This is a genomic window from Maricaulis sp., assembly GCF_039978735.1.
In the GTDB taxonomy this organism is placed as follows: Bacteria; Pseudomonadota; Alphaproteobacteria; order Caulobacterales; family Maricaulaceae; genus Maricaulis.
Map to the genome: position 1 here is coordinate 35,851 of NZ_JBDWAS010000038.1, position 17,958 is coordinate 53,808.

Below are 17,958 nucleotides of genomic sequence, written 5' to 3' on the forward strand. Positions count from 1 at the left end.
TCACCCTCCGGTATGAGCCATGTTGCGGCCCACTGCGGGCTCGGCCAGACGGGAGACATGGAAGTCGTGCGCCTCGGGCTTTGCCCTCATTGCAGCATCGAGAAGTTCGTCCACGGCATCTGCACCACCGGAGCGGACGGCGGCTCGTAGATCGAACTCGCTTTCCCGGCCCAGACACAGATGGAGCTGCCCCGTACAGGTCAGCCGGACCCGGTTGCAGCCCTGGCAGAAGTTTGAAGTCAGCGGCGTGATAAAGCCGAGGCGTCCGCCGGTCTCGGCAATCCGAACATAGCGGGCGGGACCGCCCGTCCGGTCCGGAATATCGGTCAACGTCCACCGTGTTTCCAGATCCCGTCTTACACGGTCGAGCGGTAAAAACTGATCTTCCCGGCTCGCCTCGACATCACCCATCGGCATGATTTCTATAAGGCTAATGTCGAAACCGCGGTCGTGCGCCCAGCGGATCATGTCCGGCATGGTGGTGTCGTTGCCCCCTTTCAGCGCGACCGCATTGATCTTGACCTGCAACCCGGCCGCGGCGGCCGCCTCAATCCCTGCAAGGGTGTCGGAAAGCCGGCCGCCACGGGTCAACCGTGCAAAGACGTTGGCATCCAGAGTGTCCAGCGAGATATTGACGCGCCTAACGCCCGCCCGGGCCAGGCGCTCAGCAAACCGGGGCATTTGCGTGGCGTTGGTGGTGAGGCAGATCTCTTCAAGTCCGGTGGCTGGGAGGCGCGTGCCCAGAGCTTCAATAAGCGACACCACATCGCGGCGCACGAGCGGCTCGCCGCCGGTAATCCGGATCTTGCGGACCCCACGCCGGATGAAGGCATCGCACAGCACGGTCAGCTCCTCGAGCGACAGCAGCTCGGATTTGGGGAGGAAGTCCGGCCGCGCTTTCATGCAGTAGACACAACGCAGGTCACAACGGTCCGTTACCGACAGCCGGAGATAACTGATCTTGCGACCAAACGTGTCGATGAGAGGACGCGGCGGCTCAAAACTCTGGGCGCGATCCATATCGGGCGGCTTCCCGGTGCAGCTTCAAAACTTGATAAACATCAATTTCTGAGGATGCGCCAAGCGACGTCTCGTCGCAAGCCTAGGGAGCGAGCCCTGCGATGTCCGCCGGTGTATTGATGTTTGCGAACGCGTGCCGCCGCCCGTCGGGAATATCCATTGAGGAGGCACCCGCCGCGCTCAGCAGGGTCTTCAGCGATCGTGTTTGCGCCGGCACTAGCGACAGGGATTCAACACCCGCGACAAACGGCACCGGGTGATCGCGGTAGAAGCACGCCTGCACTCCCGGCTCGTCAAGTAACCGCGTGACGTCCTCTACCTGCAAACACGGCATATCGACAGGAACAACGACCAGCCGTCGAGTGTCCTGATGCAGCCTGTTTACTGCTCCGAGAAGTGCTCGAGCTGGACCTGCGAAGCGTTCGGCGTCAGCTATTCCACCGGGTTGTTCTGGTCGGCCCAGGACATGAATGCGCTCGCAGCCCACCCGTTGGAGAAGCGCGCACGCATGATCCAGTAGCGTCTGGCCACGCCAGTGAATGGCGGCCTTGTCCTCGCCCATGCGGGAGGATCGCCCGCCGGCCAGAACGAGGCCCGCCAATCCAGATTCAACTGTTCGGGTCATCGATCAGCGTGGTTGGGCGGCAGAACGCAGCCAGAGCTTCGGTATCGAGTATCTCGATGCGGGGACCGTCGACCATCACGCCGTGCGACTGCAGCGCCAGGAAGGCGCGTGACAGGTTTTCTGGTGTCATTCCCAGCATTGAGGCCAATTGCTTCTTTCCCATGGGTAGAACAACCTCGTTCGACCCATTTGTCCCATCCTGAAGCCGAAGCAGATAGTTGCCAACACGCTCGACGGCAGTCCTGAGTTTGAGGTTCTTCATCGACTTTACGACGACACGGTAGCAGCAGGCCAGCTCCGCCACGATCGCGCGTGCAAATGCGGGGTCCTTCTCGAAGACGTTTCGCACATTCCTCGACGGGATAAGCAGAAGCTGACTCGGCTTTACCGTCCGCGCGGACATCAAAAAAGGAGCATCCTTGATCGTGGCCGCAAGAATGAAGGTGGAAACGGGCGTTACCATCGCCATTGTTGTTTCCCGAGCATGGTTGGCAGAGAAGAGCTCGACGGCCCCTTGGAGAACGACATAGAGGAAGTCCGCCGGATCACCTTCACGGATCAGCTGAACGTGAGACGGGAAGCGTTGCACGTACGCAGCATTCAGAAGCACATCCAAACCGGCATCACTGAGCGATGAAAACAGCTCCAGCTTCCGGATGGATTGTCGGTCTTCGTCTCTCACAGCCCTCTCCCGCAGCCCCCAGTTCGCTATCAGGAGGCTTGATAATTATCAAGCAATAATTTGACTTAAAGCATACATTAGAACCAATAGCATCAATGCTATATTTGACTGGTTGTTCAGAAATTCTTTTTTGTGCGCGGTATTGACGCGCGTCACATATCCACACCAGTATTGTGATTAAATTACCGTATTCATTATGCACCTTCTCTCTCGATGCGGGGTGTCCCGCGCAGGGCACAATTGGGGGCACTAGATGCAAACGCTCGATACCATTACCGAAGGCCAGAAGAACCGCGCGCTCGGAATGAGCACGCTGGCCTTTACGGTCTGCTTTGCCGTCTGGACGATATTCTCCATCGTCGGCGTCCGGGTGAAGGCGGAACTGGGCCTTTCCGACACACAATTCGGCCTGCTCCTGGCGACACCGATCCTGGCCGGGTCGGTCAGCCGGATATTCCTGGGCATTTGGACCGATCAATACGGTGGCCGGCGCGTCTTCACCCTGGTCATGATCGCGTCCGCCATCTCGACCTGGTTGCTCTCCACCGTCTCCACCTACCCGATGTTCCTGCTCGCGGCACTGGGTGTCGGCCTGGCCGGCGGCGGGTTTGCCGTTGGCGTCGCCTATGTCTCCAAATGGTTCCCGCCCCAGCGGCAGGGCACGGCACTCGGTATTTTCGGCGTCGGCAATGTCGGCGCGGCCGTCACGAATTTCGGCGCACCATTCCTGCTGGTCGCTATGGGGTGGCAAACAACCGCCCAGATCTACGCCGTCGCCTTGTTCGTGATGGCCATTCTTTTCTTCCTCTTTTCCAGGGAAGACCCGGCAACAGCCGACAGGAAAGCCCGCGGCGAGAAACCCCGCTCCGCCTGGATGGAACTCGAGCCGCTCCGCAAACCGCAGGTCTGGCGCTTCGCGCTCTATTATTTCTTCGTGTTCGGCGGTTTCGTCGCGCTCGCCCTCTGGCTGCCGCGCTATCTCGTCGATGTCTATGGACTGGATATCCGTGCCGCGGGCATGATCGCGGCCGCCTATTCCGTGCCGGCCTCGATTTTTCGCGCCTATGGCGGTCACCTGTCCGACAAGCGCGGCGCGCGGTCGGTCATGTACTGGACATTCGGTGTATCGGCCATCCTGACCTTCATGCTGTCCTATCCCAATACGGACTACGTCATTCACGGCACGAACGGCCCGATCGCCTTTTCCACCAGCATGGGGCTGATCCCCTTCATCATCGCCATCTTCATCCTGGGCTTCGTGATGTCGCTCGGCAAAGCGGCCGTGTTCAAGCACATCCCGGTCTACTATCCGGATCATGTCGGCTCGGTGGGCGGCCTGGTCGGCATGATCGGCGGTCTCGGCGGCTTTGTCCTTCCGATCGCTTTCGGCGCCATGCTCGATCTGACCGGCGTGTGGACGAGCTGTTTCGCCCTGCTCTTCCTGATCGTGGTCGCCGCGCTGCTCTGGATGCATTTCTCGATCCGGGTCATGGAATCGAAAGCCGTCGGCGAAGCGTTCGATCACCTGCCCGAACTGCCGGAAATGCAGTCGATACACGGGCCGGAGCAGCAGCGTGCGCTCGCAGGCACGCTGGACGAATGGCATCCGGAGGATGAAACCTTCTGGGCAGAGAAGGGCCGGCGGATCGCCAACCGGAATCTCTGGATATCGATCCCGGCCCTTCTACTCGCGTTTTCGGTCTGGATGGTCTGGAGCGTCGTGGTCGCCAAGCTACCGACCATCGGGTTCGACTACTCCACCGATCAGCTCTTCTGGCTGGCGGCACTGCCCGGCCTGTCGGGCGCGACATTGCGGATCTTCTATTCCTTCATGGTGCCGATCTTCGGCGGCCGGCTGTGGACCACGCTGACCACGGCCTCCCTGCTGATCCCAGCCCTGGGCATCGGCTATGCCGTGCAGAACCCCGACACGCCCTATCTGATATTCCTGGTTCTGGCCCTTCTATGCGGCTTCGGCGGCGGCAATTTCGCCTCTTCCATGGCCAATATCTCCTACTTCTTCCCGAAGAAGGAAAAAGGCAACGCGCTCGCACTGAATGCCGGCCTCGGCAATCTGGGCGTTTCGGTGATGCAATTCCTTGTTCCCGTCGTGATCACCACAGGCGCTTTCAGCGCCTTCGTTGGCGATGGCCAGGCTGCAAGCGACGGCTCGATGCTCTGGCTCCAGAATGCCGGCTTTGTCTGGGTGCCTTTCCTACTCGTCTCGACGGCACTGGCATGGCTGGGCATGAATGACATCGCTTCGGCCCGCGCCTCCTTCTCGGAACAGGCGGTCATCTTCTCCCGCTTCCACAACTGGGTGATGTGCTGGCTCTACACCGGGACGTTCGGTTCCTTCATTGGCTATTCCGCCGGGTTCCCGCTGCTGACCGCGACGCAATTCCCGCAGGTCAACGCCCTCTCCTTTGCCTTCCTGGGGCCACTGGTCGGTGCATTGAGCCGCGCGGGCACGGGCTGGGTCTCCGACCGGTTCGGCGGCGGACGCGTCACCTTGTGGACATTCGTCGGCATGAGCATCGCCGTCGGCGGCGTGCTCTACTTCCTCGGCATCAAGGACCAGCCCGGGGCCTTCTGGGGCTTCTTCGCCTGCTTCATGGCGCTGTTCTTCCTGACCGGGGTCGGCAATGCCTCCACCTTCCAGATGGTGCCGACCATCATGCGCCAGGAAATCGCCCGCCTCATGCCCGAGCTGGACGACGAGGCGAAGCTGAAACAGGCCGAACGCGAAAGCGCGGCCATCATCGCCTTCACCTCGGCGATCGCCGCCTACGGTGCCTTCTTCATTCCCAAGGCCTACGGCACGTCGATCAGCATGACCGGCGGCGCCGGCGCGGCCCTGACCGGTTTCCTCGTCTTCTATGTCACCTGCGTGCTTGCGACCTGGTTCTTCTACACCCGCAAGAACGCCTCCACCCCCTGCTGAGCCCGAAGAAAGGACGACATCGTGTCTCTACTCCTGGACCGCCTCAACTTCCTGAAGCGCACGGAAACGACCCCGTTTTCGGACGGGCACGGCATCACCACAGAAGAGAACCGGGGCTGGGAAGACGCCTACCGAAAACGCTGGCAGCACGACAAGATCGTCCGCTCCACGCACGGCGTGAACTGCACCGGGTCCTGCAGCTGGAAGATCTATGTGAAAGGCGGGCTGGTGACCTGGGAAACCCAGCAAACCGACTATCCGCGCACCCGTCCCGACTTGCCCAATCACGAACCGCGGGGCTGTTCACGGGGTGCCAGCTATTCCTGGTACATGTATTCGGGCAACCGGGTGAAATACCCGCTCATCCGCTCGCGCCTTCTCAAGGCCTGGCGCAAGGCGCGCGAGACGATGACGCCGGTCGCCGCCTGGCGGTCCATCCAGGAAAACCCGGAAACCCGGAAGTCCTACGTCTCCAAGCGCGGGGCCGGGGGCTTCGTGCGCGGCGACTGGGACGAGGTGACCGAGATCATCGCCGCCTCCAACGCCTATACCGCCAAGACCTATGGCCCTGACCGCGTCTTCGGTTTCTCGCCGATCCCGGCCATGTCCATGGTCTCCTATGCGGCCGGCTCACGCTATCTGTCGCTTCTCGGTGGCGTGTGCATGTCTTTCTATGACTGGTATTGCGACCTGCCGCCGGCCAGTCCGCAGACCTGGGGCGAGCAGACGGACGTTCCGGAGTCGGCCGACTGGTATAATGCCGGCTTCCTGCTGATCTGGGGCTCCAACGTGCCGCAGACCCGCACGCCGGACGCCCACTTCTATACCGAGGCGCGCTACAAGGGCACGAAGAGCGCGGTGATCAGCCCGGACTATTCGGAAGCGGCGAAGTTCGGCGACATCTGGCTGAACCCGAAACAGGGCACGGATGCAGCCCTGGCGCTCGCCTTCGGACATGTCGTCCTGCGCGAATTCCACCTCGACCGCCAGACGCCCTATTTCCAGCAATACGCCCGCGAGAACACGGACATGCCGATGCTGGTCCGGCTGGTAAAAAAGGATGGCCGCTATGTGCCCGACCGGCTGCTGCGCGCCTCGGATTTCGATGCCGATCTGGACGAGACAAACAATCCGGACTGGAAGACCGTCGCCTGGGATCGCAAGACCGGAAAAATCGTTGCGCCGTGCGGCTCGATCGGCTTCCGGTGGGGCGAGGAGGGCCAGTGGAACCTCGAGCAGAAAACCGGCAAGGGTGAGGACGTCGATCTCGAACTGAGCTTCCTGGCCGACGAACAGCATGACGGGATTCTCAATGTCGGCTTTCCTTACTTTGGCAATCGCGAACACGATCATTTCGCCGGGACCGACCATCCCGACGTGCTGGACCGCAAGATCCCGGTCAAGACGCTCAAGCTGAAGGATGGCGAGACGCCGGTCGCGACCGTGTTCGACCTGTTCTGCGCCAATTACGGCCTCGACCGCGGCCTCGGCGGGGACCATCTCGCCGGCAGCTATGACGACCTTGAGCCCTATACACCGGCCTGGGCCGAAAAGATCACCGGCGTGCCGCGCGACCGCATTATCGCCGTGGCCCGTGAATTCGCATCGAATGCCGAGAAGACCGAAGGCAAGTCCATGGTCATCCTCGGCGCCGGCCTGAACCACTGGTACCACATGGACATGAACTATCGGGGGATCATCAATCTCCTGATCATGTGCGGCTGCATCGGTCAGTCCGGCGGCGGCTGGGCCCACTATGTCGGCCAGGAAAAGCTGCGCCCGCAGACCGGATGGCAACCGCTCGCCTTCGGCCTGGACTGGAGCCGGCCGCCCCGGCACCAGAATTCGACCTCCTGCTGGTACGCCCACACCGATCAGTGGCGCTATGAGACCCTCGGGGTCGATGACATCCTCTCGCCCACTGCGCCGGACGGTGACTGGTCGGGCTCGATGATCGACTGGAATGTCCGCGCCGAACGCATGGGCTGGCTGCCCTCAGCACCCCAGCTCAAGGCGAATCCGTTGGCCCTCGCGGGTCAGGCCGAAGCGGCCGGTAAATCCCCGAAGGACTTTATCGTTGATCAGCTGAAATCCGGCGATCTGGAAATGTCCTGCGAAGACCCGGACGATCCCGTCAACTGGCCACGCAATCTCTTCGTCTGGCGCTCCAACCTGCTCGGCTCGTCCGGCAAGGGGCACGAGTATTTTCTCAAACACCTCGTCGGCGCCCAGCACGGTGTTCTCGGGGAAGAAGCTCCTGAGGACCAGCGTCCCAGCGAAGTGAAATGGGTCGCTGAAGCGCCGCGCGGCAAGCTGGACCTGCTGGTGACCATCGACTTCCGCATGTCCACGACCTGCGTCTATTCCGACATCGTGCTGCCGACGGCGACCTGGTACGAGAAGAACGACCTCAACACATCCGACATGCACCCTTTCATCCACCCGCTGACCAAGGCCGTCGACCCGGCCTGGGAGGCGCGCTCCGACTGGGACATCTTCAAGGGCATCGCCCGGAAATTCTCCGAAATCGCACCGGAAGAACTCGGTGTGGAACAGGATGTCGTCCTGACCCCCATCCTGCACGACACGCCCGGCGAGATTGCCCAGGCCGTCGATGTGAAGGACTGGAAGAAGGGCGAGACCGATCCGGTTCCCGGCAAGACCATGCCGCAGATCACCGTGGTCGAGCGCGACTATCCCAACCTATACAAGCAATACACCTCGCTCGGCCCGCTGATGAATTCGCTCGGCAATGGCGGCAAGGGAATCGGCTGGAACACGGATCACGAGGTCGATCTGCTCGGCAAGCTCAACGGCACGGTCGACGAAGACGGACCGAGCAAGGGCCGCCCGCGTATCGACACCGCCATCCATGCGACGGAAATCATCCTCTCGCTGGCTCCGGAGACCAATGGCGAGGTTGCCGTGAAGGCCTGGGCCGCCCTGTCAAAAGCCACCGGGCGCGACCACACCCACCTGGCCCTGCCCAAGGAAGACGAGAAGATCCGCTTCCGCGACGTTGTCAGCCAGCCGCGCAAGATCATCTCCTCGCCAACCTGGTCAGGCATCGAGAGCGAGCATGTCTGCTACAATGCCGGCTATACCAACGTCCATGAGCGCATTCCCTGGCGCACCCTGTCGGGCCGGCAGCAGCTCTATCAGGATCACAAATGGATGCTGGCTTTCGGGGAGGCGCTGTGCGTCTACCGCCCCCCCATCGACACGAAGACCGTCGGCCCCGTGATCGACAAGAAGTCGAACGGTCGGGACCAGATTGTGCTCAACTTCATCACGCCGCACCAGAAATGGGGCATTCACTCCACCTATACGGACAATCTTCTGATGCTGACCCTGTCGCGGGGCGGTCCGATTGTCTGGATGTCGGAGAACGACGCGGCGAAGGCGGGCATCGTCGATAACGACTGGGTCGAGGCCTACAACGCCAATGGCGCCCTCGTGGCGCGGGCCGTGGTCTCGCAGCGGATCAAGGACGGCACGCTGTTCATGTATCACGCCCAGGAAAAGATCGTGAACGTGCCCGGCTCCGAGACGACCGGACAGCGTGGCGGCATCCACAACTCCGTGACCCGCACCACGCTCAAGCCGACGCACATGATCGGCGGTTACGCCCAGCAATCCTACGGATTCAACTACTACGGAACGGTCGGATCCAACCGGGACGAGTTCGTGATCGTCCGCAAGATGGACGAGGTCGACTGGCTGGAAGGCCCGGCCCAAGACCCGATGGAGGCAGCCGAATGAAAATCCGCGCACAGATCGGCAAGGTCCTGAACCTGGACAAGTGCATCGGGTGCCATACCTGCTCGGTGACCTGCAAGAACGTCTGGACCAATCGCGAAGGCGTTGAATACGCCTGGTTCAACAATGTGGAGACCAAGCCCGGCATCGGGTTTCCCAAGGACTGGGAGAACCAGAAGCGCTGGAATGGCGGCTGGGTGCGAAACCGCAATGGATCCCTTCGCCCGAAAATGGGCTCGAAATGGCGGATACTGGCGAAGATCTTCGCCAATCCGGACCTGCCGGAGATCGACGACTACTACGAGCCCTTCACCTTCGACTACGAGCACCTTCAAACGGCGAAGGAAAGCCGTGCCGTCCCGACAGCCCGGCCGCGCTCGCTGATTTCCGGCGAACGCATGGAGAAAATCAACTGGGGACCCAACTGGGAGGAGATCCTCGGCGGCGAGTTCTCCAAGCGGTCGGAGGACTACAATTTCGCAGGCGTCGAGAAGCAGATCTACGGCGAGTTCGAAAACACCTTCATGATGTATCTGCCGCGCCTGTGCGAGCACTGCCTCAACCCGACATGCGTGGCCGCCTGCCCGTCTGGCGCCATCTACAAGCGCGAGGAAGACGGCATCGTCCTGATCGACCAGGAAAAATGCCGCGGCTGGCGCATGTGCGTGTCCGGCTGTCCCTACAAGAAGATTTATTTCAACTGGCAGAGCGGCAAGTCCGAGAAATGCACCTTCTGCTATCCGCGCATCGAAGCCGGCGAGCCGACTGTGTGCTCGGAAACCTGCGTCGGTCGCATCCGCTATCTCGGCGTGATGCTTTACGATGCCGACCGCATCGAGGAAGCCGCTTCTGCAGAGAGCGAGACCGATCTCTATCAGGCACAACTCGACATCTTCCTCGACCCTCACGACCCTGAGGTACAGGCACAGGCCCGCAAGGACGGCGTTCCGGATGCCTGGATCGAGGCGGCCAAGGAAAGCCCGGTCTACAAGATGGCGATGGACTGGAAGATCGCCTTCCCGCTCCACCCCGAATACCGCACGCTTCCCATGGTCTGGTACGTCCCGCCGCTTTCGCCGATCAATTCCGCGGCCGAGGCAGGCGCGATCGGCATGGATGGTGAAATGCCGGACGTACGCTCGCTCCGGATCCCGCTGAAATACCTCGCCAATCTGCTGACTGCAGGAGACGAGGCGCCGGTGGCGCTGGCCTTGGAGCGCATGCTCGCCATGCGCGGCTACATGCGCTCGAAGACCATCGACGGTGTGATCAATGAAGGAATTGCCCAGCGTGTCGGCCTGACACCCGCCCTGATCGAGGACATGTACAAGATCATGGCGATCGCCAACTACGAAGACCGTTTTGTCATTCCCTCCAGCCATCGCGAATATGCAGAAAACGCGTTCGACATGCGTGGTGATTGCGGGTTCAGCTTCGGCAATGGCTGTTCGGACGGCTCTTCGGGCGGCTCGCTCTTTGGCAAATCCAACAAGCGCAAGCCAAGCAATCCGATGGAGAAAGCGTGATGGCTCGCACTTTCAGGGTTTTTGCTGCCCTCTTGAGCTACCCGACTGAAGAGATCCAGACGGCAGCTCCGCTGTTCAGGGAGGTCCTCGCCGAAGACGGGCTTCTCCCGGACCGCCAGCAAACGCGGCTGGGTCACCTGATCGACCAGATCGCCACGAGAGATCTCTATGATCTCCAGGAACGCTATGTGCAGCTGTTTGACCGGTCAAAGTCGCTCTCTCTTCATCTGTTCGAACATGTGCACGGTGAGAGCCGCGACCGCGGACAGGCCATGGTGGATCTCCAGAACCTGTATCAGCAACACGGCCTGGAGATCGCTGCTCGAGAACTGCCGGACTTCCTGCCGCTCTTCCTGGAATTCCTCTCGACTTTGCCCGTCAACGAGGCCTGCGAGCTTCTGAGTGAGCCGGGTCATGTCCTCGCGGCGCTGCGGGACCGGCTACGCAAGCGCAAAAGCATCTACAGCGCTGTATTTGCTGCCTTGCAGAGCCTGACGGCGGACAGTCCTGCCGCCAGCAAGGCTGACATCCATACACCGGATGACGACCCGGACGATCTCGAAGCGCTCGACAGAGCCTGGGAGGACGAGCCGGTCACATTCGGTCCTGGCGAACAGAGCTGTCCCGTGGCCGACCAGATGGTCCAACGCATGAGTCCCACCGCCAAAACGGCCTCAAAAACCCAGGGAGCGTAGATGATGAGCGAATTTTTCCACACCGCCCTGTTCGGGATCTATCCGTACATCGCCCTCTCGGTTTTCGCGATCGGGTCGATCATCCGCTATGATCGCGAGCCATACTCGTGGCGCGCCGGGTCAAGCCAGTTGTTGCGCCGCCGGCAGCTGGTGACCGGATCCGTGCTGTTCCACATCGGGGTGCTGGTCATCTTCGCTGGTCACTTCGTCGGCCTGCTCACCCCGATCGAGATTTTCGACGCGCTGGGCATCAGCCATACAGCCAAACAACTTCTTGCGATTATTGCCGGCGGGTTGGCCGGCCTGATGGCCCTGGCCGGCGCAAGCCTGCTGCTTCATCGGCGTCTGTTCGACGCGAGGATCCGTGCCACATCCAGCTTCGCGGACAATGCTATTCTGATCATTCTCTATATCCAGCTCCTGCTGGGGCTAGGTACCATCTTCGTCTCCGTAAACCATCTGGACGGACACGAGATGGTGACATTCATGGAGTGGGCTCAGGGCATATTCACCTTCGACTTCGCCGCCTCGAGCTACATTCTCCACGCGCACTGGATCTTCAAGGCGCATCTCTTCTTGGGCCTGACGATTTTCCTCGTCTTCCCTTTCACGCGACTGATTCACATTTTCAGCGCTCCGGTTCGCTTCATCTTCCGCCGCGGGTATCAGGTCGTGCGGCGCCGGCCTGTCCCGGGAGCAATGAAATGAGCCGCCACTCTTTGATCGACACCGACAAAAAACCGCCCGCACCGGTGAAGGTGAACGGCGTGACGATCTCTGCGCAAGCGATCGCTCAGGAGACACAGAACCATCCGGCCTCACGGCCGGAAGTGGCTTGGCAAGCAGCAGCGGAAGCGCTGGTGATCCGTGAAGCCCTGCTCCAGATGGCGGAGCGGCGCGAAATTGAGGCCGCACCACAGGCCGTTGACAGCGGCAAGCTTGAAACGCACGAGGACGCCCGAATCCGCGCTCTTGTGGAGCAGGAGGTCACGACGCCCGAACCCGACGAAGACAGTTGCCGACGCTACTACGAAAACAACCGCAACAAGCTTCGCACCGCGGATCTTTATGAGCCGGCTCACATCCTGATCCAGGCCCACCGGGACGATACGAAGAACTATGAAAAGTGCCGGAACGAGACCTGTGCCCTGATCGCTCATCTGACCGAACAACCACATGATTTCGAGCGGATCGCACGGGACCGGTCAGACTGTCCCTCCTCTTCCGACGGTGGCCGTCTCGGTCAGGTCACAAAGGGGCAGACAACGCCGGACTTCGAACGCGCAATGTTTCAATTGGGACCGGGAGAAATGACCCGGGAGCCGGTCGAGACACCGTACGGTTTTCACATTATCCGCGTGGACCGGATGGAACGGGGCTATGTTCCGGAATTCGAGCTGGCACGCCCACTGGTCGAAGAATTTCTTCGAGATGCTAGCTGGCGGCGTGCTGTTGCACAGTTTGTTTCGCTCGTTGTCGGCGAGGCCCGGATCGAGGGGGTCGAACTGAACGGTGCCAGTTCGCCGCTCGTGCAGTGAGCCGAGTACGCTCCCCTTTTGGAAATCTGAAGTGCATTGAACCTGCTTGCGTGCCGCATCATGCACGCCTTGCCCCGGGGCGATCAGCCCGGAAACGGTCGCCCGGGGCAATTCTTTGGACATAGCCTGATGGTCTGGGGAGCGCTGTAGTGATTGAAGATCTGCTGGACAACAATAGGCGCTGGGCGACGGGTAAGACGGCGCAGGATCCGGGCTTTTTCGCCCGCCTGGTGGCACAGCAGACACCAGAATACCTCTGGATTGGCTGCTCGGACAGCCGCGTTCCCGCCAACGATATTGTCGGCCTGGACCCCGGTGAACTCTTCGTGCACCGCAATGTCGCCAACCTCGCCTGTCCCAGCGACGCCAATTTCCTGTCGGTTCTTCAATTTGCCGTGGAGCACCTCAAGGTGCGCCATGTGATCGTATGTGGTCACTATGGATGCGGCGGGGTCGCGGCAGCGATGTCGGGGGAACGGCACGGCTTGATCGACCACTGGCTTCAGCCCATCCGGGACGTGGCCGACGAGTTTGCCGAATACCTGTTGAGGATACGCAACGAGGAGCGCCGGCTGGCTAAACTCTGCGAGGCCAATGTCGTTGCACAAGTCCGGAATGTCGCCTGCAACCCGATTATTCATGACGCTTGGCGCAGGGAGCAGCCGGTCTGCGTTCATGGTTGGATCTATGCTGTCGGAAACGGTCTTCTGCGCAATCTGGAAGTGACGATCGCGTCCTTCTCCGATCTTGCGGATCACTTTCCTCAGCGCTTGAGTGCGCAACTCGGCTCGCCCTGCGGCCACCTACATTCCCAGCAATTCTAGTCAGGACGGGGGAAGCCACACGTGACCCGGGACGTAGTACTCACAGGCGCCGAAAGGTTTTTCGGTGAAGACGAAATCATAGTCAGCAAAACCGACCTCAAGGGGAGGCTGACCTACTGCAACGATGTCTTTCTGCGGATATCCGGATACACTGAGAAAGAATGCCTTGGTCAGCCACATAGCCTGATACGACATCCTCAAATGCCGAGATGCGTTTTCAAGCTGCTCTGGGACACGGTTCAGGGCGGACACGAGATATTTGCCTACGTCCTGAACCGCAGCAAGAACGGCGATCACTACTGGGTTGATGCGCACGTTACACCGAGCCGCGACAAGTCCGGCGAGATCAACGGCTATCATTCAAACCGGCGGGTGGCTGATCCCTCGATCATAGGCGAGATCGTCTGGCCCTTGTATCGAGAGCTTCTTGCCGAAGAGCAGCGGCACACCAATCGACGCGATGGGCTCGCAGCATCGACCTCTATGATCTCGAAGCTGCTTGAGGAAAAAGCCCTACAATACGACGAATTCATTGCGCGCGTGCGAGCGGCATAGACAAGGACCTGCCCCTTTTCCATCAGGATCGGCCAACATGTTGTCAAATCAATACAGATCCGCGATCCGTCGCGCGATAGGTGTCTGCGAGGCTGTCGCCGACGGCGACTTCGATGCTCGTATCGTCAATATCGTCGAGACCGGTGAAGCCGGACGTCTGCTCCACGCAATCAATCGTTTGATCGATCGGACGGATGCCTATGTGAGGGAGTCACGAGCCTCACTGGAGTATGTAGCGGCTAACAAGTACTTCCGACGCATTTCCGAGCGAGGCATGACAGGCGCCTTCGGCGAAGCGAGTCGCAGCGTCAATGCCGCCATGGCTTCCATAGAGATCCGCGTCAGCGAATTCGGACGGGTTGTCGAGACCTTTGACGGTCAGATGGAGAGCGTGGTCGGGTCGGTCGCAACGACGGCCGCCGAACTGGAACAATCTGCGCAAAAGTTGGAGGCCGGAGTTTCCTCAACCTGCGAACAGGCCGGTACGGTTTCTGCCGCCGCGAAACAAGCATCTGAAAACGTTGCTTCGGTAGCGGCTGCCACGGAAGAAATGACCAACTCGGCACAGGAAATCAGCGAGCAGGTCCTGCAGTCGTCACGCACGACAACCGACACCATGCGAGAGTTCGAAAGAACGATGTCGGACCTGAAAGCACTGGAGTCGTCTTCGACCCGGATCGGAGAAATCGTCGGGCTCATAGCGGAAATTGCCGAGCAGACTGACTTGCTTGCCTTGAACGCCAGTATCGAGGCCGCCAGGGTTGGCGAAGCGGGACGCGGGTTTGCTGTCGTCGCATCAGAGGTCAAGGAACTGGCTGGGCAATCAGCGAGCGCAACGGAGAGGATCAAGACCCAGATTGCAGACATACAATCTGTCAGCAGTCAGGTGATCCACTCCTTCCGGGATATCCAAGCCAGGATGCACCTTCTCGATGAAGCATCCGCCGCAATAGCCGCTGCAATTGAAGAGCAGCGGGCAGCGACCTGCGAGGTTGCACGCAACATCGAGCGTGCAGCAGAGGGAACATCCGCAGTCAGTTCCAATATCGCTGCGATCAATCATACGGCCAGCAGCTCCGGTACGATTGCAGTCGGCGTGAGAAATGCTTCTTCGGACCTGGCCGAAAGGAGCACATCGATGAGGCGTGTCGTAGAGGCATTTCTAAGTGAAGTGCACACCGTGATCTAAGCGACAGATCTCCCCGGTCCGCGTACTCGCGGATCTCGGCTTCCAGGTGCATGTGTAGGCTCGATCCTCGCATTGGGCTGTGATGGCGTGAATTGTTCTAGGGCAAATCACCACAACCCAAACCCCCGCATAACTCTCGTTCTTTGAAGCTAGGAACAGCGCTTCTTCCGGTTGATGGCGGTACCGCCTGCGCCCGGCGCGAACGAGAGAGCCATGATCGCTTTGCAAAAAATTTCGACGGATATCTGGGAGATGAAGTACCGCTTCAAGAATCCGGACGGTTCGCCGATCGACACAACGCTGGAAGACACTTGGGACCGCGTAGCCCATACGCTTTCGCGCGTTGAAGGAAAGAAGGCCGCCTTCTGGAAGAAGGCATTCCGAAACGCTTTGGAGGATTTCCGCTTTCTCCCTGCGGGCCGCATCGTGTCGGGTGCCGGCACGGGGCGCAGCGTGACGCTCTTCAACTGCTTCGTCATGGGCACCATACCTGACAGCCTTGAGGGCATTTTTGACATGCTCAAGGAGGCCGCTCTCACCATGCAGCAGGGTGGCGGTATCGGCTATGACTTCTCGACCATACGTCCCAAGGGGACACCTGTCGCCGGTGTTGCTGCAGACGCCAGCGGTCCCCTGACCTTCATGGACGTCTGGGACGCCATGTGTCGGACGATCATGAGCGCAGGCACCCGGCGCGGTGCGATGATGGGGGTCATGCGCGACGATCACCCGGACATTCTGTCTTTCATCGATGCCAAGAAGGACGGAAGCCGCCTGCGTATGTTCAACCTGTCGGTCCTTGTGAGCGACGCTTTGATCGAGGCGATCGACAAGGATGCAGAATGGCCGTTGCACTTCAACGGCAAAGTCTACGACACCATTCAGGCGCGAGATCTATGGGACGCCATTATGAAGGCGACCTACAACTACGCCGAACCGGGCGTCATCTTCATCGATCGGGTCAACGCTGCGAACAATCTGGCCTGGCTGGAAGACATTGCAGCGACCAATCCCTGTGGTGAACAGCCCCTGCCCCCTTATGGGGCCTGTCTGTTGGGCTCGATCAATCTGAGCCGGTTCGTGGAGGCGCCCTTCACCGAGAATGCGCGGCTGAATCTGGACGCGATGCGGGACTGTGTGTCCACGGCGATACGGATGATGGACAATGTCATTGATGCCAGCAACTTCCCACTCCGAAAACAGCAGGAAGAGGCGCTAAACAAGCGCCGCCTGGGCCTGGGCATCACCGGCCTCGCCGACGCTCTCATCATGTGCGGCCTGCGTTATGGTTCAGAGCAGGCGGTTGCGGAAGCCGATTGCTGGCTGTCGGCCCTGACCAATTCGGCCTACCGGACCAGTGCGTTGCTCGCGAAGGAGAAGGGCGCGTTCCCGCTCTACGAAGCAGAGCAATTCCTCAGGGCGCCGATGGTCCAGACACTCGATGACGATGTGCGCGACCTCATCGTCGAGCATGGCATCCGGAACAGCCACCTGACATCGATCGCACCAACGGGGACGATCTCGCTCTATGCCAACAATACCAGCGGCGGTGTGGAGCCCGTGTTCGGCTACACGTTCAACCGGAAGGTTCTCCAGAACGACGGATTCCATATCGAGGAGGAAATTCACGACTACGCCTATCTCGTCTTCCGGTCTTTGCACGACGAAGACACGGAGCTGCCGGACTATTTTGTCGAAGCCGATGGTCTCACCCCGCGAGAACACGTGGTTATGCAGGCCACGGCCCAGAAGTGGGTCGACAGCTCTATCAGCAAGACGATCAACCTGCCGCGCGACATCTCCTTCCAGTCCTTCAAGGATGTCTATCGCATGGCCTACGATTTGGGCTGCAAGGGATGCACGACTTACCGTCCCAACGACACAACCGGGTCGGTTCTATCCAAGAAGAATGACGACAAGGCCGAGGAGCCTGTGACCGAACAGACGTCCCAGACCGTCGGGTATGAGCACGTGCGGCGGCCGGAAGAGCTGCCCGGCCAGACCTACAAGCTGCGCTGGCCGCACAGTGAGCACGCGATCTACGTCACCATCAACGATATCGTTGAAGAGATAGACGACGAGATCGGCGGGCAGCGGCATCGTCGGCGCCCGTTCGAGATCTTTATCAACTCCAAAAATATGGAACACTATGCTTGGACACTGGCGTTGACCCGGATGATTTCTGCGGTCTTCCGCCGGGGCGGCAATGTCATGTTTGTCGCCGAAGAGCTGAAGGCGGTGTTCGACCCTCAGGGCGGAGCATTCGTGGGTGGACGCTATGCGCCCAGTCTTCTTGCGGTGATCGGCGGCGTAATCGAGCGCCATCTGAACGCACTGGAAGCGGACCGCTTGCCGATCGAGATCCTGTCCGATGCGCAACGAGATGATGTCGCGGCGATGCAGATCGACGAGGTTTCTCCGCCCCTCCAAAGCGCGATGTGCCCGAAGTGTCATCAACCATCGATCGTAAAAATGGAGGGCTGTGACACCTGTACGTGCTGTGGCTTCTCCAAGTGCAGTTGAGCAAACGAGGGCGAGGCATGGGACGATCCCGGCTCTCCCCGACATTCGCGTTCCATCGTCGTGTAACATCAGGAGACT

General features: G+C 60.3%; 13 protein-coding genes. 10 read left to right on the forward strand and 3 right to left on the reverse strand.

The features are described 5' to 3' along the window. The 3 genes from moaA to ABJO18_RS10435 all read right to left on the reverse strand — a co-directional run bounded on the left by moaA (position 1) and on the right by ABJO18_RS10435 (position 2,327). Positions 1-1,020, reverse strand: coding sequence for a GTP 3',8-cyclase MoaA (gene moaA / locus ABJO18_RS10425; protein ID WP_348335792.1), 1,020 nt, complete (start codon positions 1,018-1,020; stop codon positions 1-3). A gap of 82 nt (positions 1,021-1,102) precedes the next feature. Then, positions 1,103-1,645: a molybdenum cofactor guanylyltransferase gene (locus ABJO18_RS10430; protein WP_348335793.1), complete on the reverse strand. Its 543-nt coding sequence runs from the start codon at positions 1,643-1,645 to the stop codon at positions 1,103-1,105. Continuing rightward, a complete protein-coding gene (locus ABJO18_RS10435) occupies positions 1,629-2,327 on the reverse strand; it encodes a helix-turn-helix domain-containing protein (protein WP_348335794.1) in 699 nt (232 codons plus the stop codon). Before ABJO18_RS10435 ends, ABJO18_RS10430 begins: the two co-directional genes overlap by 17 nt. Positions 2,328-2,580: 253 nt before the next feature. Between ABJO18_RS10435 and ABJO18_RS10440 the strand changes: the two genes are divergently transcribed. The 10 genes from ABJO18_RS10440 to ABJO18_RS10485 all read left to right on the forward strand — a co-directional run bounded on the left by ABJO18_RS10440 (position 2,581) and on the right by ABJO18_RS10485 (position 17,880). Further along, the gene (locus ABJO18_RS10440) at positions 2,581-5,271 is read left to right on the forward strand and encodes an MFS transporter (protein ID WP_348335795.1); all 2,691 of its coding nucleotides are present in this window, start codon (positions 2,581-2,583) and stop codon (positions 5,269-5,271) included. Positions 5,272-5,292: 21 nt separating this feature from the next. After that, a complete protein-coding gene (locus ABJO18_RS10445; protein WP_348515875.1) occupies positions 5,293-9,033 on the forward strand; it encodes a nitrate reductase subunit alpha in 3,741 nt (1,246 codons plus the stop codon). Continuing rightward, positions 9,030-10,556: a nitrate reductase subunit beta gene (narH, locus tag ABJO18_RS10450; RefSeq protein WP_348515876.1), complete on the forward strand. Its 1,527-nt coding sequence runs from the start codon at positions 9,030-9,032 to the stop codon at positions 10,554-10,556. The genes ABJO18_RS10445 and narH overlap by 4 nt, the downstream gene beginning before the upstream one ends. Beyond that, complete coding sequence (narJ, locus tag ABJO18_RS10455; RefSeq protein WP_348515877.1) at positions 10,556-11,251, forward strand: nitrate reductase molybdenum cofactor assembly chaperone; 696 nt, start codon at positions 10,556-10,558, stop codon at positions 11,249-11,251. The genes narH and narJ overlap by 1 nt, the downstream gene beginning before the upstream one ends. 3 nt (positions 11,252-11,254) lie before the next feature. Continuing rightward, positions 11,255-11,959: a respiratory nitrate reductase subunit gamma gene (narI, locus tag ABJO18_RS10460; protein ID WP_348515878.1), complete on the forward strand. Its 705-nt coding sequence runs from the start codon at positions 11,255-11,257 to the stop codon at positions 11,957-11,959. After that, positions 11,956-12,789 (forward strand): peptidylprolyl isomerase, encoded by an 834-nt coding sequence (locus ABJO18_RS10465; RefSeq protein WP_348515879.1) that lies wholly within the window; start codon positions 11,956-11,958, stop codon positions 12,787-12,789. The genes narI and ABJO18_RS10465 overlap by 4 nt, the downstream gene beginning before the upstream one ends. A gap of 149 nt (positions 12,790-12,938) precedes the next feature. Further along, a complete protein-coding gene (locus tag ABJO18_RS10470) occupies positions 12,939-13,613 on the forward strand; it encodes a carbonic anhydrase (RefSeq protein WP_348515880.1) in 675 nt (224 codons plus the stop codon). Positions 13,614-13,634: 21 nt separating this feature from the next. Next, complete coding sequence (locus ABJO18_RS10475; RefSeq protein ID WP_348515881.1) at positions 13,635-14,168, forward strand: PAS domain-containing protein; 534 nt, start codon at positions 13,635-13,637, stop codon at positions 14,166-14,168. A 37-nt stretch (positions 14,169-14,205) separates the two neighbouring features. Further along, entirely contained in the window at positions 14,206-15,357 is a 1,152-nt protein-coding gene (locus ABJO18_RS10480) for a methyl-accepting chemotaxis protein (RefSeq protein ID WP_348515882.1), read from the forward strand. A gap of 213 nt (positions 15,358-15,570) precedes the next feature. After that, positions 15,571-17,880 (forward strand): adenosylcobalamin-dependent ribonucleoside-diphosphate reductase, encoded by a 2,310-nt coding sequence (locus ABJO18_RS10485; protein WP_348515883.1) that lies wholly within the window; start codon positions 15,571-15,573, stop codon positions 17,878-17,880. Positions 17,881-17,958: the final 78 nt, after the last annotated feature.